Genomic DNA, 21,063 nt, shown 5'->3' on the forward strand with positions numbered 1-21,063 from the left:
ACTTTTCGGACGCCGGAACATCCGGGGCCAGTCTGCGTTTTATCTCGCCGCCCGTTTGAGCACTCGCGCCGCAGAAGGTAGTTTGATGGCCAAAAGCAGTTCCGAGTCCCGTGATGAGGTCGATGCCCCGTTGGCACATGGCGCGTTAAGCCTGCCATTGGTGACGATCGACGATTACAACAACGAACTGCGTGACAAGGATGGTTTCGTTGGCGACAACGCCAACAAGAAGACGTTTCAGATGAAGCTCGACGATTGGAGAAAACGCGTCCGCAAGATCGGAGACGACCCGATCGGCAAGACCGCGACGGCGAAGCTTTCCAAGAAAAAGATCGATGCCTTTCTGAACGGTGACGATATGGAGGCAGCGGCATTGGTCATGGGCGCGGTGGAGGACTTCGCTCAGGACTTTGCCGATGTGATCGGAAAGTTCCTGAAGGACAAACGATGGGTGAAGACGGAACGCATCGTCGTCGGCGGTGGCTTCCGGCATAGCCGCTTTGGCGAACTGACGATCGCCAGGACCATGGTTATTCTCAAGGCGGCCGGCATCGACGTCGAGGTGGTGCCGATCGTTCACCATCCTGATGAGGCCGGACTGATCGGTTCTGTCCATCTGATGCCGCGCTGGATGTTTAAAGGTCACGAGGCGATCCTGGCCGTCGATATCGGCGGCACCAATGTTCGCGCCGGCGTCGTTAAATTCGGAAAGGATGACGTGCCGAATTTCGCGGATGCGAGCGTCTGGGAATCAACGATCTGGCGTCATGCCGACGACGAGCCGAGTCGCACCGCAACCATCGAGCGCCTAGCCGAGATGCTGCAGGAACTGATCGACAAGGCCGAAAAGGCGAACCTCAAGCCCGCGCCGATCATCGGGATCGCCTGCCCCGGCATCATCAAAGCCGATGGCTCCATCGAACGCGGCGGGCAGAACCTGCCGGGGGGAAACTGGGAGAGCGACAGCTTCAACCTTCCCGCCGCGCTGATGAAGGCCATCCCTGAAATCGGTGACGACAGCACTTTCGTGATGATGCACAACGACGCTGTCGTCCAGGGATTGTCGCAGATCCCTTTTATGACCGACGTATCGCGATGGGCAGTGCTGACGATCGGCACCGGTTTGGGCAATGCGCATTTCACCAATCGCGAGACAACGAAGGCGCGATAGGCTCACCCCTCACGCTACGCCCACAGAACCACAGGCTCTTTGCGCTGCGGCGCGTTATGGTAAATAACAGGTAAACAACAAGGATTTTCGCAGACGGAAGCGAAAGCATCAATAATTTCCGTTAGGAAGGCTGTCGGTTCGACTATGGAGATGAGGTCGGATCGGGCTGGCGGCCGCTCTGCGGTGCCGCAATCATGCGAACGCTATCGAGCTTACTCACCGAGACCTGATTCGCCTAGCCTATGCCGTTGTGACCATGACTGGCCCCTGCTCCAGTATCGCCTCGCTCTCAACTGCCGGCATGAGGGGCTGAAACCTGTCCGCTACCTTCAGCGTCACCTTCAGATGCCGTATTCGGGGCGGCGGCAAAAAAAAGATGGAGGCCCCTCCCCTTTCCTGCTTCTCGTCGGAAAAGATGGTGATAACGCCGACGGGTTGTTCTCGGCGGCTTCAAATTGCGCTTATCTCTGCAGCGTTACACAAGCTATGCGCAGACGAAAGATGGATCATGAACTTCAAGGGAATAAGCGCTCCGCTCAATGCCGGTCGTCTCGAACAAATGCTCGGCCTTGCCCCGTCGCGCCGTGAACCTGAAACCCAGGACGCTAACGGTAAGTCCTCAGGCAATGGCCCCGTCCGCGGATCGGAAGTCGAAAACCTGTACCATTCGTCCGCCTATAAATGAGAGGCGGATTGCCCAATCCGGTTCGCGCTCAGCGGCGGAAATCGGTCTTCGCCGAGTCGGCGCCAATGCTGAGTCGCATCGAATCTTCTGCGATATTTTGAAGGCTGACGTCGGCGAATGTGGAGACGGCCACCGTTGTCAGCTGACAACAGAACTAAGATTCCGGAATTGCACATGATTTTTTTCGTTGAATCCGGTTTGTTATCCATTCGCTAACCAAGAAACCGCTTGACGTCATTGCCAGACTCACGATCATTTGCGCAAAATTACCCGATTTATCAGGATTTGCGTGAATGCCGACCAAGGCCGCGATTGTTGAGAAAGCCAAGAGGGCGAGTCAAGTCTCGATCGACGAGACGATTGCGCAGGACTCGACAATGCTCAGCAGCCAGCTCCAGGTGCTGTTCGAGCGGTTGTTTTCGCCCGATGCCCGCAAATCGCTGCGACGCTTCAGCAGCACAGAGACCGCCAAGCTGCTCGGCGTCACCGATAGCTATGTTCGCCACCTCGCCGCTCAGGTGGAAACCATCAATCCTGAAAAGACGGCGTCCGGCCGCCGGGTGTTCTCGCTTGAGGAAATCCATGCGATGCGCCAGCATCTCGGGCGTACCAAACCCTCCTATCTGCCGATGCGCCGGCCGGGCGATCATCTCCAGGTGATCGCCGTCACCAATTTCAAGGGCGGTTCCGGCAAGACGACGACATCCATCCATCTGGCGCAGTTCCTGGCGCTTCGGGGCTATCGTGTGCTGGCCGTCGATCTCGATCCGCAAGCGTCGATGTCGGCGATGCTCGGATATCAGCCCGAATTCGACGTCGGTGAAAACGAGACGCTCTACGGCGCCATCAAATATGACGAGACGCGCCGCGACGTTGGCGACATCGTCCGCCAGACCTATTTCCCCGGTCTCGATCTCATTCCCGGCAATCTCGAGCTGCACGAGTTCGAGCACGATACGCCAAAGGCGCTGGCCGACACCAACCGCGACGACAAGGACATGTTCTTCATGCGGGTCGGCAATGCGCTGCATTCGCTCGAGCAAAGCTACGACGTTGTCATCATCGATTGCCCGCCTACCCTCGGCTTCCTGACGCTGTCTGCTCTCTGCGCCGCCACTGCCGTGCTGATCACCGTTCATCCGCAGATGCTCGACGTCGCGTCGATGAACCAGTTCCTGACGATGACCTCCGACCTTCTGTCCGTGGTCAAGGAGGCCGGCGGCAATCTCGATTACGACTGGATGCGCTATCTGGTTACCCGCTATGAGGCCAATGATGGCCCGCAGGCGCAGATCGTCGCCTTCCTGCGCAGCCTGTTCGGGGAGCGTGTGCTGACCTCGATGATGGTCAAGTCGACGGCGGTCTCGGATGCGGGCCTGTCCAAGCAGACGATCTATGAAGCGGGACGCGAGACGATGCATCGCCAGACCTATGACCGCGGCGTCGAATCGGTCGACAACGTCAATGCCGAGGTGGAACAACTCATTCGCAGTGCATGGAGCAGGACATGAGCCCCAAAGGTCGCGATATCCTGAAGAGCATGGTTGGCGCCGTCGAGCCGGCACGGCCGGATGCGCCGGCCGCGCCGCCGCCGCATCGGCCATCGGGGGCGGTCAAGGCGATGAACCTGTCGCTTGGACGGCTGGGAGAGGAAGCGGCGGCCGCCAAGGCGCTGCGGGAATCGCTCGCCTCCGGCGACAAGGTGCTGGAGATAGATCCGGCTGCCGTCGAAATGTCTTTCATCCGCGACCGCATTCCGGTCGATAGGGATGCCGAGTTCGAGCGGCTGAAGCAGTCGATCCAGGAAAGCGGGCAGCAGGTTCCTATCCTGGTGCGGCCGGATCCCGTAAAGGCCGGGCATTACCAGGCCGCCTATGGCCACAGGCGTCTGCGTGCGGCAGCTGAGATTGGGGTTCCCATCAAGGCTGTGGTGCGCAAGCTTACCGATGAGGAATTGATCCTCGCGCAGGGTCAGGAAAACGGCCCGCGTGTCGACTTGAGCTTCATCGAGCGGGCGCTGTTTGCACGACGCATGGATGAACACGGCTTCAGCCGCGACATGATTGCCCAGGCGCTGGCGACGGACAAGCCCGAAACGTCGAGGCTGCTGCAGGTGGCACAGACGATCGATCCCGAGGTCATTCTCGCCATCGGACCGGCGCCCAAGGTTGGACGGCCGCGCTGGCTGGCCTTCGCCGAGAAATTCAGGGAGGCAGGCGGGCAGAAGAAGGCGCGGACCGCAATCGACGCTACAGCTTTCCAAGCGTTGGAGAGCAATGGCCGCTTCGACGCCATCTGGAAGGCGCTGGAGGAAAAGAGCGCGCCGCAGCGGGCCGAACAGACGCTTCGGACCCAAGGCGGCGCACAGCTTGCTTCGGTGACCCGCTCCGGGAAGACCTTTCGCATCACCGTCAAATCGGCGGCATTTTCAGAATTCCTGGCTCAGCGGTTGGTTGGCCTCGCCGCCGAGTTCGAAGAGGAAAATGAGGGAAAATGAGGCATTTAGACCGATTGTCAGCTGACAATTCGGATAGGAGATAGCGCGCAAAAGAAAAAAGCCCCCGAACGTCACCGTCACGGAAGCTTTCCTCGTAGTCTTGAACACCTCCGAGAATCGCACTTCCGAGAATCGCTGTCAAGAGTTTTTGGCGCCGTTTGGCGAGCGGATTTCTTTTGCCTTGTTGAGGTGGAAGAGATGGAAATCGGAAGTGTAACGACGCCCTTCGGGCGGCGGCCGATGACGCTTGGCATGCTTGCCAGCCAGGCGATGGCAGGCGAAATCAAGCCCGATCAGTCGGTCGACAAATGGAAGCTGTTTCGTGCGCTGTGCGAAGCAAAGCCGCTGCTCGGCGTCAGCGATCGAGCGCTTGCCGTGCTCAACGCACTCTTAAGCTTTTACCCCAAGAACGAGCTGGCGCAGGAAAACGGGCTGATCGTCTTTCCATCGAATATCCAGCTTTCGCTGAGGACGCATGGCATGGCCGAGCAGACGGTGCGGCGCCATCTTGCAGCGCTCGTCGAGGCGGGGCTCCTGTTGCGCAAGGACAGCCCCAACGGCAAGCGTTATGTCCGCAGGGACAGGGCAGGGGAGGTCAACGAGGCCTTCGGCTTCTCGCTGGCGCCGCTGCTTGCCCGCGCCGAGGAGATCGAACAGCTGGCTGTCGAAGTGATGGCCGAGCGGCTGCATGTCCAGCGCCTGCGCGAACGCATCACGCTTTGCCGCCGCGATATCGCCAAGCTGATCGAAGCGGCCGTCGAAGAAGACGTTCAAGGGGATTGGCAGGGCCTGTACCAGGAATTTCGGGATATGATCGAAGGCCTGCCCCGGTCGCCGACGACGGCACAGCTCGAACAATTGCTGGACGAATTGACCACGCTTAGGGCGGATATTCTTAACCGGCTGGAAATTCGAGTTAAATCGACAAAAGAGCGCGGCAATGCCGCTTATAGCGAGCGTCACATACAGAATTCAAACCCCGAATCCCCTTCTGAACTTGAACCAGGCTTCGACACGAAGCAGGGCGCGATGCCGGAGCAAGGCAATGGGCGAGGGGCCGTGACGCTGGAAGAGGGGAGGGCTGAGATTGCTCATCCGAGCAGGCAGGGGGAGGGGCTGAGTCGACGGCCAGGGGGGCGCGATGATGCCGGCGGCCTGAAATCCTTCCCGCTCGGCCTGGTTCTGCAGGCCTGCCCTGAAATCCTTGCCTACGGGCCGAATGGCGAAATCCGCAACTGGCGTGACCTGATGGCCGCGGCGGTGACCGTTCGATCGATGCTGGGCGTCAGCCCGTCAGCCTACGAGGAGGCGGCAAATACAATGGGACCGGAAAATGCCGCGACGGTGATGGCATGCATCCTGGAGCGCGGCGGCCATATCAATTCGGCCGGTGGCTATCTCCGCGACCTGACGCGGCGAAGTGAAAAGGGAGAATTCGCGATCGGCCCGATGCTCATGGCGCTCCTGCGGGCAAATGCGCCGGCCGGCCGAATAGCTGGATAAGGCGCGAGGGTTGTGAGACCGCTGAAATGGATAGGTCGGGGATCAGCGGATCAGCCTTCGCTCCAGGAAAGCCTGCATGTCGCGGCGACCGTCGACGACACAATAGACGACGACATCATTGCCCATGATGCGGTAGATCATGCGCCAGGGCTTATGGTGCCGCTCCCGATATTCGGTGAGGCCGATACCGGTGAGTTCTTTCGGGGCATTTCCTCGGGCAGGGAATTCTTCGAGATCGGCGCAGGCACTTTCGATTTCCGTCAGGATGCGCTCAGCCGTCTCTGCGCCGTCGCGGCCGGCGATGAAACGATAGAGATCCTCGATGTCGCGTTCCGCTTCCTCGGCGAAAAGAACACGATAAGGCATCAGGTTTGGCTGTCGGACAAACGCTTGCGGATGCGTGCGAAGGACTCGGCAGCAGGGCGCAGCTTGCCTTCCTCGACTTGCCGGTTGGTCAGCGCCAGCACCTTGAGCAGCGCCAAGGTCTCCTGCGTTTCCTCGTATTGGCCGACATCCTGCAGAATGGCTTTCGCCTCGCCGTGAAGAGTAATGACGACAGGCTGCGGGTTGTCCTTGAGTGTCCGGATGATCTCAGGCGCATGGGCCTTGAGATAGCTGATCGGCTTGACCTGTTCTGACAGCTTCATGCGATTACTCCATTTTGACCAGAATATAGATCATCAAATGGTCGATTGAAAGAAGCCTTCTCCCATTTCAGTCGCGGCCGCTTTTTTTCACGCAACCTCCGCGAAAGAGAATGCCATTTCTTATAATGAATATTGTCTACTGATTTTATAGATTAAACTTTGCAACCACCGATCGGATCGTGATCTCATGACCTATCTCCTCAGCCTTCTCGACAAAAGCCCGATCGAACAGGGTTTCACCGCGGCGGACGCGTTGCGGGCGACGGTCAAGATTGCCGCCCGCGCCGAGGAACTCGGTTATCACCGTTTCTGGGTGGCTGAGCATCATAACATGTCCAATCTGGCAAGCTCCGCGCCGGAGGCGCTGATCGCCTATCTCCTTGCCAGGACCTCGAAGATCCGCATCGGCTCCGGCGGCGTCATGCTGCAGCATTACAGCGCCTATAAGGTTGCCGAGACGTTCAATCTTCTGTCTTCGCTGGCGCCCGGCCGTGTCGATCTCGGCGTCGGCAAGGCGCCGGGCGGTTTTCCGCTGTCGACGCGCGCCCTACAGCTTGCCGTCGATCCGGCCAGGAAGCCGGATTTCGCGAGCCAGCTTTCCGATCTCAATACCTATCTCGCCGCCGACCCGAATTACCAGGGCGCCCAGGCAACGCCGTTTCCGCCGACCGCGCCCGAACGTTTCCTGCTCGGCGCCAGCGTCGAAAGCGCTGAACTGGCGGCCGAGAAGGGCTGGGAACTGGTCTTTGCCGGTCACCTGAACGGCGATCCTGACAATCTGCGCAGAACCTTCGAGGCTTATGAGCGGGCGTCCGGCGGCAAACGGCCGATCCTGGCGCTCGCAGCCTTTGCCGCCGAAAGCGAGGACTATGCCCGCGAGCGGATCGGCCATCTGCGCATCGTCAAACTGTTCCTGCCGGACGGCCAGACCGTCAATGTCGGCAGCGCGGAGCAGGCGGCCGAATTTGCCCGCCAGGCCGACGTCACCGATTACCGCATCGAGGAGAAGGTGCCGAGCGTGCTGCACGGCACGGCAAAGCAGATCCGCAAGGAATTGGATGAGCTTCACCGCCGTTACGGCGTCAAGGAGTTCGTGCTCGACACGCCGGCGCTTTCGGTTGCCGAGCGCCTGGCCTCCATCGAGCTGCTCGCCGAGGAGCGGCTTTCCCTCGTCGCCTGACCGTTTTCAAGGAGATCGATCACATGGCTCAAAAACACGTCACGTTCGGCATCATGCTGCAGGGCCCAGGCGGTCACATGAATGCCTGGAAGCATCCAAGCGGGCCGGCCGATGCCAGCGTCAATTTCGACTTCTTCGTCAAGACGGCGCTCAAGGCGGAGGCGACCGGCATTGCCTTCGCCTTCGTCGCCGACGGGCTCTATATCAACGAGCAGTCGATCCCGCATTTCCTCAATCGGTTCGAGCCGATCGCCATCCTCTCGGCGCTTGCCGCCTCGACTTCGAAAATCGGCCTCGTCGGCACAGTCTCGACCTCTTATAGCGATCCCTTCACCATCGCGCGCCAGTTCGCTTCGATCGATCTCATCAGCGGCGGCCGGGCAGGGTGGAACGCGGTGACCTCGCCGCTCGAGGGCTCGGGGCGCAATTACAGCCGCGAACATCCCGAACATGAGCTGCGCTACGAGATCGCCGAGGACTATATCGATGCGATCAAAGGCCTGTGGGATTCCTGGGATGACGACGCCTTCGTCCGCAATCGCGAAACCGGCGTCTATGCCGACAAGACCAGGATGCATCGTCTCAACCATAAGGGCCGCTTCTTCCGCATCGAGGGGCCGCTCAACATCGGCCGTTCGAAGCAGGGGCAACCGGTCGTATTCCAGGCGGGTGCGTCGGACTCCGGCATCAGGCTCGCCGGCAAACATGCCGATGCCGTCTTCACCAATGGCGGCCCTTTCGAGGAAGCCCAGGCCTTCTATCGGCAGCTGAAGGACAGCGTCGTCGCCCATGGACGCCCGGCAGCCGAAGTCGGCATCTATCCCGGCATCGGCCCAATCGTCGGGAAGACGGCCGAGGAAGCGGAAGCCAAATATCAGGCGATCCGCAATCTCGTCACCATCGAAGAGGCGCTCCTCTATCTCGGCCGCTTCTTCGATCACCATGATTTCAGCGTCTACCCGCTCGATGAGGCTTTCCCCGAACTCGGCGATATCGGCAGGAATAATTTCCGCGCCACCACCGACCGGATCAAAAAAACGGCGCGGGAAAAAGGCCTCACGCTCCGCCAGGTCGCGCTCGATTCCGCGACGCCCCGCACCGCCTTCATCGGTACGGCAGAACATATCGCCGACGAGATCATCCGTTGGGTGGATCATGGCGCTGCCGATGGCTTCATTCTCGGCTTCCCCGTTATCGCCGAGGGCTTCGACGATTTTGCCGAACATGTCCTGCCGATCCTCACTGCGCGCGGTTATTTCGATCCGATCCTAAAGGGCGAGACGCTGCGCGATCATCTGGGCCTGCCCTTTCGCGAAAGCCGCCATGCGGCCGGCGCCGATCAGCTCGAGCAAGGAAGGGCTGTCGGCGCCTGAGGCGCCGGCGAACCACCATGGACGTCATCGCTCAGAACCCGCGCAGCAACGATCCGGTCGAGAAGGGTATCGCCGCCTATCTCGATGAGATCATCGCGCTTCGCCACGATCTGCATCAATATCCGGAGCTTGCCTTCCAGGAGTTCAGGACCAGCAAGCTCGTGGCCTCCCGCCTTTCCTCCTGGGGCTATGAGGTGGCGACGGGCATTGCCGGCACCGGCATCGTCGCCACCCTCAGGCGCGGCGAAGGCAAGAAACGGATCGGCATTCGCGCCGACATGGATGCGCTGCCGATCGAGGAGGCGACCGGTCTTGCCTATGCCAGCAGCAATCCCGGCGTCATGCATGCCTGCGGCCATGACGGTCATACCTCGATCCTGCTGGCGGCCGCCCGCTATCTCTCCGAAAGCGGCAATTTCAGCGGCACGCTCAGGCTGATCTTCCAGCCCGCCGAGGAAATCGGCGCCGGCGCCCGCAAGATGATCTCGGAAGGCCTGTTCGAGCGGTTTCCGGTCGATGCGGTCTTCGGGCTGCACAACTGGCCGGGGGTGCCGACGGGCCAGTTCGGTTTTGTCGCCGGTCCGGCCATGGCCTCGGTCGACCAGGCGATCGTCAAGATCGTCGGCAGGGGCGGTCACGGCGCCGAGCCGCACCGCGCTGTCGATCCGGTGCTGGCCTCGGCCTCCTTCATCACCGCCCTGCAAAGCGTCGTCTCGCGCAATGTCGATCCGCAGGACATGGCGGTCGCCACCGTCGGTTCGATCCATGCCGGCTCCGCCTCCAACGTCATCCCCGAGAGCGTGGAGATGAAGTTGACGATGCGGGCCTTCAGCGAGACGGTGCGCCAGCTGCTGCAGGAGCGTATTCCAGCCCTTGCCCGCGCCCAGGCCGAAAGCTTCGGCGCGGTGGCGGAGGTGAACTACCGGCTCGGTTTTCCGGCGCTGGTCAATCACGCCAAGGAAACGGCATTTGCCCGGGATGTCGCCTATGACGCGCTCGGTCTCGCGGCGATCGAGAAGGATTTTCGGCCGCGCACCGCGAGCGAGGATTTTGCCTTCATGCTGCAGGCCAATCCCGGCAGCTACCTCTTCGTCGGCAATGGCGACAGCGCGCCTCTGCACAGCGCCCACTACAATTTCAACGACGCGATCATTGCGCCCGCCGCCCGCTATTGGGTGCGGCTTGCAGAAACCTTTCTCACTGATGATCACGGGTGACGAACGATATGAGCGATACGTTTCTCTATACGAGCCCTCTCGACCCCCGCGCCAAGCCGCTGATCGATGAGTTGATCCACGAATATGACAGCCGCTACGGCACCTATTTCAATGCCGAAGGTGCTGCGGCCGAGCTGAACCGTTATCCTCCCGAGGCCTTCGCGCCGCCACAGGGCAGTTTTCTCCTGCTGATCCGGGGCGGCGAAACCATCGGCGGCGGCGCCTTTAAACATTATGACGAGCGCACGGCCGAGTTCAAACGCATCTGGACCCGTTCCGACCTGCGCCGTCAGGGTCTTGCCCGCAAGGTATTGGTGGAGCTGGAGGCTCAGGCGGCCCGCCAAGGCTATACGAGGATCTATCTGACGACCGGTTTCCGCCAGCCGGAGGCCGTCGGCCTCTATCTGAACTATGGCTACACCGCTCTCTTCGACACGTCAGCCGATCCAGAGATCTACAAGAGTCTGCCCTTCGAGAAGGACATCACCCATCTCGTTCCGCCGGTCTTCGGAACCGAGGCGGCCGAACCGCGCCTGCGTGTGGCCGGCGCAAACCTCTGAAAGCGACAAGACGAAAATCATAAAAGGGAAGCACAATGGCACTGACGACGGATTTCGCAGGCATCGCGCCCGACAGCAGGACGGCAGAACCAAAGCAGGATCATTCCCGGTATCGTATCGTGCCGGCGCGCCATCCGGAGCGGCTGGCCGGCACCATATTCGCCGCCGTCGTCATCGTCGCCGCGCTCTATTCCACCTTCACCAATCCGCGATGGGGTTGGAACGTCTTTGCCGAATGGTTTTTTGCCGAGCCGGTGCTCGTCGGCCTCGGCAGGACATTGCTCCTGACCGCGCTTGCCGCCGTTTCCGGTTCCATTCTGGGTACGGCCCTGGCGCTCGCCAGGGTCTCCAAGTCGCCGCTACTATCAGGCCTTTCCTGGGGCTATATCTGGCTGTTGCGCTCGATCCCCATGATCGTGCTGCTGCTGATTCTGAACAATCTCGGCTATCTCTACGAAACGATCAGGATCGGCATTCCCTTCACCAACACGGTCTTCATCGACTATCCCACGGTGCAGCTGCTGACGCCCTTTGCTGCCGCCTTCCTCGGCCTGACACTCAACCAGTCGGCCTTCTTCGCCGAGATCGTCCGTGGCGGTATCCTTTCGGTGGATCATGGGCAGCTGGAAGCGGCGGCCGCCCTCGGCCTGCCGCGCCGGCGCCAGGCTTTCCGCATCGTGCTGCCGCAGGCCATGCGCGCCATCCTGCCGACCGGTTTCAACGAACTCATCGGATTGGCCAAAAGCACGTCGATGGTCTATGTGCTGGCGCTGCCGGAACTCTTCTACACGGTGCAGGTGATCTATCGCCGCAACCTCGAAGTTATTCCGCTGCTGATGGTCGCCACCGTCTGGTATCTGATCATCATGACGGTGCTGTCGATCGCCCAGCATTATATCGAGCGTTATTTCTCCAAGGGCGCCGTGCGCAATCCGACGCCACTGCCCTTTCAGGCATTCTTCGAGCGTTTCCGCCGTCCGCTTCCTGTCTTGGATACGGCGGCGGAGCCCGTGCGCACGGTCGGTTTCCGGGATGCGGCCTCACTGCGGGCCGCGGGCGGGGTGGTGCGCGTGCAAACGATTTCGAAGAGTTTCGGCTCGCTGAAGGTGCTCGACAAAGTCGAGCTCAGCCTGCCCTCGGGCAGCGTGACCGCCATCCTTGGTCCGTCCGGCTCTGGCAAATCGACGCTTCTGCGCGCCATCAACCATCTGGAGCGTGTCGATGAGGGTTTCATCTCCGTCGACGGCGATTTCGTCGGCTACAGCAGAAAGGGCGACACGCTCTACGAACTCAAGGAAAAAGAGATCCTCAGGCGCCGCGCCGATATCGGCATGGTCTTCCAGAGCTTCAATCTCTTCCCGCATCTGACCGTGCTCGAAAATCTCATCGAGGCGCCTATCCAGGTTCGTGGGCTCGGCCGCGAGCAGGCCGTGCAGCTGGCGCAGGAACTGCTTGCCCGCATCGGCCTCAGCGACAAGATCAACGCCTATCCGCGCCAGCTCTCCGGCGGCCAGCAGCAGCGTGTGGCGATCGCCCGGGCGCTCGCGCTCCGTCCCAAGATGCTGCTCTTTGACGAGCCGACCTCCGCACTCGATCCGGAACTTGTCGGCGAAGTGCTCGACCTCATCAAGGAACTCGCCCGCACCGGCACGACGCTCGTCATCGTTACCCATGAAATCGGGTTTGCCCGCGAAGTCGCCGACACCGTCGTCTTCATGGAAAGCGGCCGTGTTCTGGAGGCCGGCCCGCCCGCCCGGATTTTCACGCAGGCGGAGCATCCCCGGACCCGCGAATTCCTCGCCAAGGTTCTCTAGCGCCGATCAGCGCTGGTGAAATGCCGGGCCGCGACGGGCTGCTCCGGTCGAATGACAATAGCTACAACCTTAAAATGAAATGGAGAAGGGGCATGGCATTTACAGATAGAGTAAGGCTTCTGATAGCGGGAGCCGTCACCATTGGCGCGCTTGGTTTCGGTTCCGCTCAGGCGCAGCAGAAATTCGATCTCAGCCCCGAACAGCCGAACCGGCTGCGGGTGGAAAAGAACGAGAAGCGGATCGCTGAAATCAAGGACTTCAAGTTCGTCGAAAGCGGTGTCTTCACCGTCGGCATCAGCTCAAGCGGCAATCTGCCGCTGCACGACTATGCTTCCGATTCCAAGACGGTCATCGGCTATGACGTCGATCTGGCGCAGGCGATTGCCGACAGCCTGGGCCTCAAGCTCAATCTCGTTTCCGTTGCCTGGGCCGATTGGCCGCTCGGGCTGACCTCCGGCAAATTCGACGCGGTGATCTCCAATGTGACCGTCACGGAAGAGCGCAAGGAGAAATTCGACTTCTCGACCTACCGCAAGGATGAGCTCGGCTTTTACGTCAAGGCCGACAGCCCGATTGCGGCGATCAAGGCACCGCAGGATATTGCCGGCCTGAAAGTCATCACCGATGCCGGCACCAACCAGGAGAAGATCCTGCTGGAATGGGACCGTCAGAACGTCGCCGCCGGCCTGAAGGCGATCGAGGTGCAATATTATGACGACGATGCGGTCAAGGATCTCGCCGTCCAGTCCGGTAGAGCCGACGCCGTCTTCAGCGTCAACGCGACGCAGGCCTATGCGGCGGGCATCAATGGCAAGACCAAGCTCGTCGGCACCGTCAGCGGCGGTTGGCCGATCACCGCCGAGATTGCGGTTACCACCCGCAAGGGCAGCGGCCTGGCGGCGCCCTTGACCGATGTCGTCAACGACCTCATCGCCAGCGGTGCCTACAAGAAGGTCCTCGACACCTGGAATCTCGGTCCTGAGGCGATCGACAAGGCGCAGACCAATCCCCCCGGCCTGCCGAAGAGCGGTTCGTAACGTTGGTCTGGCGGACCGGCGTTATAGGGAATCGCGCCGGTCCGTTCCCGCTCCTCGACGCAAACGGAGACAATTGAACGTGACGATCCATCCAATATCTCGCACCCTGCTTTTCGCAGCCCTGCTCTCAGCATTGACTGGTTTCGGTGCCGCCCGTGCGGCCGACGATTTCGACCTCAGCCCGGAACAGCCGGGCCGGCTTCATGCCGCCAGGAACGATGCGGCGATCGCAGCGATTGCGAAGAACTTCAAGTTCGTCACCCCGGGCAAATTCACCATCGCCGTCAGCCCCGGCAGTCCGCCACTTTCCACCTATGCCACGGATGCCAAGACCGTGGTCGGAGCCGATCCCGACTATGCCTCTGCCATTGCCGACAGTCTCGGCCTGACGCTGGAGATCGTGCCGGTCGCCTGGATCGACTGGCCGCTCGGCCTGACCTCGGGCAAATATGATGCCGTCATCTCCAATGTCGGCGTCACCGAGCAGCGCAAGGAAAAATTCGATTTCTCCACTTACCGCCAGGGCCTGCACGGTTTCTTCGTGAAATCCGACAGTCCAATCACCTCGATCAAGCAACCCAAGGATGCGGCGGGCCTGAGAACCATCGTCGGCGCCGGCACCAACCAGGAGCGCATTCTGCTGAAGTGGAGCGATGAGGACGTCGCCGCCGGCCTGAAACCGATCGAGCTGCAATATTACGATGACGAGGCGGCAAGCCTTCTCGCCCTGCGGTCAGACAGGGCCGATGTCATCGTCCAGCCGCATGCGCAGCTCGTCTTCATCGCCGCGCGCGACAAGAATATCAAGCGCGTCGGCACGCTCAGCGCCGGCTGGCCGGAACGCTCGGACGTCGCCATCGCCACCCGCAAGGGAAGCGGGCTTGCCGATGCGCTGACCGTCGCCACCAACGGCCTGATCAAGGACGGCACCTACGGCAAAATCCTCGACCACTGGCATCTTTCCGAGGAGGCCTTGCCCGCATCCGAGACCAATCCGCCCGGTTTGCCGAAATACTGATTGCGGAAAGCATGAATGGACGTGACGACATGAGCGGCCGCAGCCTATCCATCAGCCATATCGGTTTCCTCACCCCCGGCAATTATCGCGACGACGATCCCCTGTCGGGATTGGAGCAGACGCTTCAGCAGCTGCAATATGGCGAAGAACTAGGTTTCGACAGCGCCTGGGTCCGCCAGCGGCACCTGGAGCCGGGAATTTCTTCCGCCAGCGCCTTTCTGGCGGCCGCCACCCAGCGAACCAGCCGGATCCAGCTCGGAACGGCGGTCATTCCGATCGGCTATGAAAGCCCCTACCGGCTGGCCGAAGACCTCGCCACGGTCGACGTCCTCTCACGCGGGCGGCTGAATATCGGTGTCAGCGCCGGCCGGCCGCTGCATGCCGAATTGATTGCCCCGCTCGCCTTCGACGGCGACTGGACGCGCTATGATTTCTCGCATGACCGCGTGCTGCGCTTCGCCGGCAATCTGCGCGGCGCCTATCTCGGCGACGATGAGACCTTCATCAAGACGCCTTTCGGGCAGCAGCGGCCGCGCCTGCAGCCCTATGCCAAAGGCCTGATCGATCGGATCTGGTACGGCGGCGGGTCTCAGCGCTCGGCCGAATGGGCCGGGCGCAACGGCTTCAATCTCCTGACCGGCAATGTCATAACGGGGGAGGGGACCGACGACTTCTTCGTCGCGCAATCCAGGTTGATCGAAACCTACCGTGCCGCCGGATCTCAGCGTCGCGTCGCGCTCGGCCGCGTCATTGTGCCTTTCGACAGCGCCGATAAGGCGACACGCCGCCGCTATCGCGATTATGCTGACGGCCGCCATCAGCGGACGCTTTCGCCCCAGGGCGAGCGGCGAACCCTGTTTGCCCGCGATATCGTCGGCACGTCTGAGGAAATATTGGAGCAACTTTTTTCCGATCCTATCCTGCCAGAGGTCAGCGAGCTGCGGCTGGAACTTCCTTACGAGTTCGAGCACGAGGAATACCGTCAGATCCTGCACGACTTCGTGACAAGGATCGCGCCGCAGCTCGGATGGAAAGCACAGCCCGAAATTTGGGCCGCTTCCTGAAAGATCGCCGCGCTGAGGCCTCTCATTCGACTCCAGACAATCATTCACGAGGAACAATCATCAGTGACGAGAACGGTGGAATACTTCTTTTCGATCGGATCGCCCTGGTCCTACATCGGCTTCGACGCCTTCACCGAACTGGCGGCAAAGAACGATGTCGTCATCACGCCCTATCTGACCACGGTGGTCGAGGAAAATGGCGGGATCTTCTCGCGCAACCGGCCGGAAATCCGGCGTGCTTACTGGACGCGGGACCTTAAACGCTGGGCGCGCGTGCGGGGCAAGGAATTGCGGCTCGAACATCGCCCTGAGCTCAGCGATCCGACGCCGGCATCCCTCTTCGTGATTGCCGCCTATCTCGACGGACAGGACTGGATCGGTGTCAGCAGGATCCTGCAGCATGCCTTCTGGGCCGAGGCGAGGGATATCGGCAAGCCCGATATACGCGAGGCGATCGTCACATCAGCCGGTTTCGATGGCGCCGCCCTTCTCCGGCGGCAGGCCGACGACGATGTCCAGAACAAATGGTCGGCTGACCGCACGCATGCGCGCGACAGCGGCGTCTTCGGCTTCCCCACCTATGTCTATGACAGCGAGATCTACTGGGGACAGGACAATCTGCCTTTCCTGGAACGCCATCTTGGCGGCGACAGGCCTTGAGGCTGGATCATCCAGGCGAATGGTTTTTCAACCGAGCGCGGAAGGAGAGACGCACATTCCTTTAATCCAGTAATTTTATAGACAATATTTGAAGTAACTACAGAGAGGAAAACCATGTCAGGTTTCAAACTCGTCGGCATAGCTGGCAGCTTCAACCGACCATCGAAGACATTGGCGCTGGTCCGCCACGTCGCCGAACGCGCAAGCATCCGATACGGCTTTGCGAGCAAGACCTATGATCTGCACGATGTCGGTCCATCGCTGGGCAGCGCCCTGTGGCGCAAGGACCTCGACGATCAGGCTAGGCGTGTCGTCGACGAGATCGTGGGCGCCGACGTGCTGGTCGTCGGCTCGCCGACCTACAAGGGATCCTATCCCGGCCATTTCAAGCATCTCATCGATCTGATCGACCCGCAGGAACTGCGGGCAAAACCCATCATCATTACGGCGACGGGCGGCGGCGACCGGCATGCGCTGATGGTCGAGCATCAGCTTCGGCCGCTCTTCGGTTTTTTCATGGCCCATACGCTGCCGACGGCCGTTTATGCCTCCGATCGCGATTTTACGGACTACGCGGTCTCGTCCGATGCCCTTTCGAACCGCATCAGCGAAGTGATCGGCGAATTGGCGGCCTTTTTTCCGGGAGCAGGCCCGGCAATAGCGGCTGCCGAATAGGAGCATCGCGATGGTTCGATCTCAGGAGACAGCGATGGACGGCGCGGAAGGATCAGGGCCAGGCGAGCAATTGTGGAGCGTCTTCGAATTCGCTCGGCGATATCGGCTCGCCAAACGGGAAGAGAACCGCTTGCTGATGCTCTACGGCCCGACCGCATCGCTTCGCGAACTCCTTGCCAATGCCCGACGTCACTGCCTGATTTCCTAACCATCGCTCCCCGACAGGAGGCTCGCATGAAGCTTGATTTCTATTTCCGGCTGAAACGCGCGATCGGCCGTTTTTTCGATCCGAAAAGTCCGGCTGGGCGGCAGCCTGTAAACGGATGGCTTGCCCGCGACGAAGAGCAGGACCGGTCGGCGCGCGAATACGAACTCCATTATTGGGGCGCGATGCCCGGACTTTGGTATTGAGGAGGGGTGCGGGATGGCGATCGTCGTCGAGACCGGCTTCCGTCGGCAGGGAACAAGAGGAACAACGGGAAGCGTCATGTCGCAGTTCAGGCATGACGCCGGGATCTGCACGATTGTCGGTTCCTTCACCTTCCTGTTCGCGCTGGTGATCGGGCTGATCCGATGAGCGAAGTCCTCATCCTTCCCGGATTGTTCGGCTCGGGAGAGGGGCATTGGCAGCAGCACTGGCTGCAGGATCAGCCGGGCAGCCGTTATGTCGCTCAGGACGATTGGAGCCATCCCGACCTCGACAACTGGCTGCCGCGATTGGAGGGAGCGCTCGAAGAGGCCGGTGAGGCCTACCTGGTTGCCCATAGTCTCGGATGTCTGCTCGCCGCCCGGCTGGCCGGGCGAAGCGCTGCCCGTCGGGTAAAAGGGGCATTGCTCATTGCTCCCTGCGATCTGCCGGCCACGGAAACTCTGCATCCCGGGCATATCTCGTTCGGCGGCATGCCGACGGCGCCTCTGCCATTTCCGAGCATCGTCGTCGGCAGCATGAACGATGCCTACATGACGGTCGATCGGCTGACCTTGTTTGGCCGCCTGTGGAGGGCCGAAACCAGGAATATTGGCCTTGCCGGCCACATCAATATCGCCAGCGGTTTTGGCCGCTGGCGAACCGGCTACCGGCTGCTGGATGCCCTGAAGATGCGCGCCGGCGATCGAAGGCGCAACGTTTCCGCGCGGCCGGCTTTCGCGATGTGAATGGAAGCGGAATGTCCGATATCGTCGATGATCTCCTGCGCCTCAGCGAAGATCCGAATGCCGACCCGCGAAGCCGGCGCCGGCAAACCATGGAACACTTGGTGCAGACGCTGCTCGCCATGGCCGACGCGGAAATCGGGCCGGACGAGGCGCAACATCGCCATTCGATCATCCATTTGACGACGATCATCTCCGACATGACGGGCAGGATCGCGGAGGCCGACGATACGACATTTGCGGCGATCGTCAGGGAGGCCGCGATGCTGATCCGCAGCCTGCAGCGGCGCCGGGCCGATGCGGCCAGATTTACGGTGCATTGAGGTGAGGGACATCACCGAGCATAAGCAGGCCGGGATGCGGCGAAGCGAGGTTCGGATGCCCGGCGCAACCAGTATGGCTCTCACGGACGAGCTGGTATCGCTCAGCCTTCGCCCCGAGCTCGATCCCGGCCCCGAGCCGCACCGGACGCCGCTGACCGAGATGGAGGTGGAGATGTTCGCCCGGCGGCTGCTCGAGGAATCCGACAGTGCGCCGCTCTGGGTCTTCGCCTATGGCTCATTGATATGGAAGCCGGACTTCGATGCCGTCGAGTGGCAGCGTGGCGCAGCAAGGGGTTGGCATCGGTCCTTCTGCCTGAAGATGACACGCTGGCGGGGAAGCCGGGCTCAGCCCGGCCTCATGATGGCGCTTGATCGCGGCGGACGCTGCAACGGCATCCTGTTCAGGCTTGCCGATGATGATCGGCTCGGCCAGATTCGGCGGTTGATCCGCCGCGAGGTCGGCACGATCGAAGATGCGGCGACGGTTCGCTGGATTCCGGTTGAAACTGCACATGGCTTCGTGCGCGCCCTGGTCTTTTGGGCCGGCCCGAAGGGGGAGCGCGTTTCCCGCAAATTGCCGCTGGAGACGGTCGCGCGCGTGCTTGCCAGGGCCTGCGGACATATGGGCTCCTGCGCCGAATATCTCTATCTGACGGTCAAGCATCTGGAAGAACGCGGCATCCGCGATCGCAATTTGTGGCGGCTTCAGGAGCTCGTCGCAGCCGAACTCCTGTCGATACACGGCTTCAACGGGGTCACGCAAAGCCGTTAAGCGCCACGCGTCTTTTTAAGACCTACGACGCTTTGACGTTTTGTATTGGCTCATTCCCTCAGAGCTTGCCTTTCCAGGGCACAAGGTAGGCCTCCAGGAAACGGATGGCGGCCGAGAAGGTGAAGGCGCAGATCGCGATGATGCCGATGCCGACGAAGACGACGTCGGTTGCCAGGAATTGCGATGCCGACATGATCATGAAGCCGATCCCGCGCGTGGAGGCGATCAGCTCGGCCGCGACCAGCGTGCCCCAGCCGACGCCGAGCGCGATGCGGATGCCGGTGAGGATCTCGGGCAGGGCGGACGGCAGCACGATGTCGAGGAACAGCTGCAGCCGGCTCGCGCCGAGCGACCGGGCGGCATTGACGCGCTCGATCGGCAGCGAACGAACGCCGGCCTGGGCCGAGAGGCAGATCGGCGCGAACATCGCCAGCACCAGCAGCGTGATCTTCGACGTTTCGCCGATACCGAGCCAGATGATCATCAGCGGCAGGTAGGAGAGCGGCGGAAGCGGCCAGTAAAACTCGATTGGCGCATCGAGCACCCCTTTGGCCCAGCGGTTCAGGCCCATGAGCAAGCCGAGGGGAATGCCGGCGGAGATGGCGATCAGCGCTGCGACGACGATGCGGAACAGGCTCGCAAGGATATGTTCGGAAAGCGATGCGCCGGCATAACCGTCGCGATAAACGAGGCCGATCTGCGTCAGCACCTCGTCCGGACGCGGCAGGAAGAGATGCGGCACGAGGCCGAGCGCGGAGACGAGCCACCACAGCAGCAGAATAGCCAAGGCGGTGGCGACGCTGATCGCCACCGTGGATTTCTCGCCGGCGCCGAAGCTTGCCATCTTCACCAGCTTGACCTGACGGTCCCCTCTATGCGCCGCAATCGGCGGAGACTGGACGATATCGCTCATGCCACACTCCTCAAATCTTCGCTGCTATGGAGAATGGCGCGGATCTCCTCGCGCAACTCGGCAAATTGCGGCGACGCCTTGATCGATCGTGCGTCACCGGTTTCGGCGAAGCGGTTGATGAAATCGAGATCAAAGCGGGCGACGACGCGCCCCGGCCGAGGCGACATGACCAGAACCTGCGTGCCGAGGAACAGGGCCTCTTCGATCGAATGGGTGATGAAGAAAATCTTCTTTGCCGTCTTGTTCCAGACGGAAACCAGCAGTTCCTGCATCTGCTCGCGTGTCAGGCTGTCGAGCGCGCCGAACGGCTCGTCCATGAGCAGGATATCAGGATTGGCCGCAAGAGCCCGGGCGATGCCGACCCGCTGGCGCATGCCGCCCGACAGCTCGTAGGGAAAGGCATTGGCGAATTCGTCAAGGCCGACGAGCCGGAGCAGTTCGTGCGCACGCGCTTGCCGCTCCTTGCGGTTGACGCCGGCAAATTTCAGGCCGAGAGCGACATTGTCGGTCACCGATTTCCAGGGCAGCAGCGAATCTTTCTGAAAGACGACGCCGCGATCGGCGCCCGGCCGTTCGACCGCGCGGCCATCGAGCGTTATCCGGCCATCGGACAACGGAAGGAAACCGGCAATAGCGTTGAGAAGGGTTGATTTGCCGCATCCCGAGGCGCCGAGAGCGACGACGAAACCCTTTTCGGGGATATCGAAGGAAACGCGATCGAGCGCGTGGACGGTCCGCCCGTCCCGGGCTGCAAAGAAAACGCTGGCGTGATCGACTTTAAGCATGGTGCGCTCGCAAGTCG

25 protein-coding genes are annotated in these 21,063 nt (G+C 61.2%); 21 read left to right on the plus strand and 4 right to left on the minus strand.

The annotated features are described in order from the left end of the window. Window positions 1-85: 85 nt before the first annotated feature. The 5 genes from BBJ66_RS29740 (at window position 86) to repC (ending at window position 5,856) form a co-directional block, all read left to right on the plus strand. Complete coding sequence (locus BBJ66_RS29740) at window positions 86-1,171, plus strand: ROK family protein (RefSeq protein ID WP_071092531.1); 1,086 nt, start codon at window positions 86-88, stop codon at window positions 1,169-1,171. 508 nt (window positions 1,172-1,679) lie between these two features. Further along, window positions 1,680-1,856 carry a hypothetical protein gene (locus BBJ66_RS35110; protein WP_190238057.1) on the plus strand — a complete coding sequence of 59 codons (177 nt, stop codon included), beginning with the start codon at window positions 1,680-1,682 and terminating at the stop codon, window positions 1,854-1,856. Window positions 1,857-2,149: 293 nt separating this feature from the next. Next, entirely contained in the window at window positions 2,150-3,367 is a 1,218-nt protein-coding gene (repA, locus tag BBJ66_RS29745; RefSeq protein WP_071092533.1) for a plasmid partitioning protein RepA, read from the plus strand. Further along, window positions 3,364-4,353: a plasmid partitioning protein RepB gene (gene repB / locus BBJ66_RS29750; protein ID WP_071092722.1), complete on the plus strand. Its 990-nt coding sequence runs from the start codon at window positions 3,364-3,366 to the stop codon at window positions 4,351-4,353. The genes repA and repB overlap by 4 nt, the downstream gene beginning before the upstream one ends. Before the next feature lie 198 nt (window positions 4,354-4,551). Beyond that, on the plus strand, window positions 4,552-5,856 hold the full coding sequence (gene repC / locus BBJ66_RS29755; protein WP_071092535.1) for a plasmid replication protein RepC: 1,305 nt from the start codon (window positions 4,552-4,554) through the stop codon (window positions 5,854-5,856). Window positions 5,857-5,898: 42 nt separating this feature from the next. On the opposite strand, the gene BBJ66_RS29760 is transcribed toward repC, so the two are convergent. Both BBJ66_RS29760 and BBJ66_RS29765 read right to left on the minus strand, forming a co-directional pair. Beyond that, window positions 5,899-6,222 carry a type II toxin-antitoxin system RelE/ParE family toxin gene (locus tag BBJ66_RS29760; protein ID WP_071092538.1) on the minus strand — a complete coding sequence of 108 codons (324 nt, stop codon included), beginning with the start codon at window positions 6,220-6,222 and terminating at the stop codon, window positions 5,899-5,901. Beyond that, window positions 6,222-6,503 (minus strand): type II toxin-antitoxin system Phd/YefM family antitoxin, encoded by a 282-nt coding sequence (locus tag BBJ66_RS29765; RefSeq protein ID WP_071092541.1) that lies wholly within the window; start codon window positions 6,501-6,503, stop codon window positions 6,222-6,224. Before BBJ66_RS29765 ends, BBJ66_RS29760 begins: the two co-directional genes overlap by 1 nt. Window positions 6,504-6,690: 187 nt before the next feature. Between BBJ66_RS29765 and BBJ66_RS29770 the strand changes: the two genes are divergently transcribed. The 16 genes from BBJ66_RS29770 (at window position 6,691) to BBJ66_RS29830 (ending at window position 19,348) form a co-directional block, all read left to right on the plus strand. Continuing rightward, window positions 6,691-7,683, plus strand: a complete 993-nt coding sequence (locus BBJ66_RS29770; protein WP_071092544.1) for an LLM class flavin-dependent oxidoreductase — start codon at window positions 6,691-6,693, stop codon at window positions 7,681-7,683. Window positions 7,684-7,706: 23 nt separating this feature from the next. Then, window positions 7,707-9,056: an LLM class flavin-dependent oxidoreductase gene (locus BBJ66_RS29775; protein WP_071092546.1), complete on the plus strand. Its 1,350-nt coding sequence runs from the start codon at window positions 7,707-7,709 to the stop codon at window positions 9,054-9,056. A 17-nt stretch (window positions 9,057-9,073) separates the two neighbouring features. Beyond that, entirely contained in the window at window positions 9,074-10,273 is a 1,200-nt protein-coding gene (locus BBJ66_RS29780; protein ID WP_071092548.1) for a M20 aminoacylase family protein, read from the plus strand. 8 nt (window positions 10,274-10,281) lie between these two features. After that, entirely contained in the window at window positions 10,282-10,833 is a 552-nt protein-coding gene (locus BBJ66_RS29785) for a GNAT family N-acetyltransferase (protein ID WP_083335658.1), read from the plus strand. A 35-nt stretch (window positions 10,834-10,868) separates the two neighbouring features. After that, the gene (locus BBJ66_RS35720) at window positions 10,869-12,647 is read left to right on the plus strand and encodes an amino acid ABC transporter permease/ATP-binding protein (RefSeq protein ID WP_083335651.1); all 1,779 of its coding nucleotides are present in this window, start codon (window positions 10,869-10,871) and stop codon (window positions 12,645-12,647) included. A 92-nt stretch (window positions 12,648-12,739) separates the two neighbouring features. Further along, window positions 12,740-13,684 carry an ABC transporter substrate-binding protein gene (locus BBJ66_RS29795; RefSeq protein ID WP_071092557.1) on the plus strand — a complete coding sequence of 315 codons (945 nt, stop codon included), beginning with the start codon at window positions 12,740-12,742 and terminating at the stop codon, window positions 13,682-13,684. Window positions 13,685-13,763: 79 nt separating this feature from the next. Beyond that, window positions 13,764-14,702 carry an ABC transporter substrate-binding protein gene (locus BBJ66_RS29800; protein ID WP_071092727.1) on the plus strand — a complete coding sequence of 313 codons (939 nt, stop codon included), beginning with the start codon at window positions 13,764-13,766 and terminating at the stop codon, window positions 14,700-14,702. Between the two features lie 29 nt (window positions 14,703-14,731). Next, the gene (locus tag BBJ66_RS29805) at window positions 14,732-15,766 is read left to right on the plus strand and encodes an LLM class flavin-dependent oxidoreductase (RefSeq protein WP_071092558.1); all 1,035 of its coding nucleotides are present in this window, start codon (window positions 14,732-14,734) and stop codon (window positions 15,764-15,766) included. 63 nt (window positions 15,767-15,829) lie between these two features. Next, window positions 15,830-16,426 carry a 2-hydroxychromene-2-carboxylate isomerase gene (locus BBJ66_RS29810; RefSeq protein WP_071092559.1) on the plus strand — a complete coding sequence of 199 codons (597 nt, stop codon included), beginning with the start codon at window positions 15,830-15,832 and terminating at the stop codon, window positions 16,424-16,426. A gap of 114 nt (window positions 16,427-16,540) precedes the next feature. Then, the gene (gene msuE / locus BBJ66_RS29815) at window positions 16,541-17,101 is read left to right on the plus strand and encodes an FMN reductase (RefSeq protein ID WP_071092560.1); all 561 of its coding nucleotides are present in this window, start codon (window positions 16,541-16,543) and stop codon (window positions 17,099-17,101) included. 10 nt (window positions 17,102-17,111) lie between these two features. Beyond that, entirely contained in the window at window positions 17,112-17,309 is a 198-nt protein-coding gene (locus BBJ66_RS34450) for a hypothetical protein (RefSeq protein ID WP_116429681.1), read from the plus strand. A 26-nt stretch (window positions 17,310-17,335) separates the two neighbouring features. After that, window positions 17,336-17,512, plus strand: a complete 177-nt coding sequence (locus BBJ66_RS35115) for a hypothetical protein (RefSeq protein WP_190238056.1) — start codon at window positions 17,336-17,338, stop codon at window positions 17,510-17,512. Window positions 17,513-17,525: 13 nt separating this feature from the next. Next, the gene (locus BBJ66_RS35120) at window positions 17,526-17,678 is read left to right on the plus strand and encodes a hypothetical protein (protein WP_190238055.1); all 153 of its coding nucleotides are present in this window, start codon (window positions 17,526-17,528) and stop codon (window positions 17,676-17,678) included. Then, a complete protein-coding gene (locus BBJ66_RS29820; RefSeq protein ID WP_071092562.1) occupies window positions 17,675-18,256 on the plus strand; it encodes an RBBP9/YdeN family alpha/beta hydrolase in 582 nt (193 codons plus the stop codon). Before BBJ66_RS35120 ends, BBJ66_RS29820 begins: the two co-directional genes overlap by 4 nt. An 11-nt stretch (window positions 18,257-18,267) precedes the next feature. Next, window positions 18,268-18,576 carry a hypothetical protein gene (locus tag BBJ66_RS29825; protein ID WP_071092563.1) on the plus strand — a complete coding sequence of 103 codons (309 nt, stop codon included), beginning with the start codon at window positions 18,268-18,270 and terminating at the stop codon, window positions 18,574-18,576. 1 nt (window position 18,577) lies between these two features. Beyond that, the gene (locus tag BBJ66_RS29830; protein WP_071092565.1) at window positions 18,578-19,348 is read left to right on the plus strand and encodes a gamma-glutamylcyclotransferase; all 771 of its coding nucleotides are present in this window, start codon (window positions 18,578-18,580) and stop codon (window positions 19,346-19,348) included. A 58-nt stretch (window positions 19,349-19,406) separates the two neighbouring features. Here BBJ66_RS29830 and BBJ66_RS29835 read toward each other — a convergent pair whose 3' ends face one another. Then, complete coding sequence (locus BBJ66_RS29835; protein WP_071092566.1) at window positions 19,407-20,261, minus strand: ABC transporter permease subunit; 855 nt, start codon at window positions 20,259-20,261, stop codon at window positions 19,407-19,409. Further along, on the minus strand, window positions 20,258-21,046 hold the full coding sequence (locus tag BBJ66_RS29840) for a taurine ABC transporter ATP-binding protein (protein ID WP_071092569.1): 789 nt from the start codon (window positions 21,044-21,046) through the stop codon (window positions 20,258-20,260). Before BBJ66_RS29840 ends, BBJ66_RS29835 begins: the two co-directional genes overlap by 4 nt. Window positions 21,047-21,063: the final 17 nt, after the last annotated feature.

Origin of the sequence: Rhizobium sp. RSm-3, from assembly GCF_001854685.1 — a bacterium.
Taxonomy (GTDB): Bacteria; Pseudomonadota; Alphaproteobacteria; order Rhizobiales; family Rhizobiaceae; genus Rhizobium; species Rhizobium ecuadorense.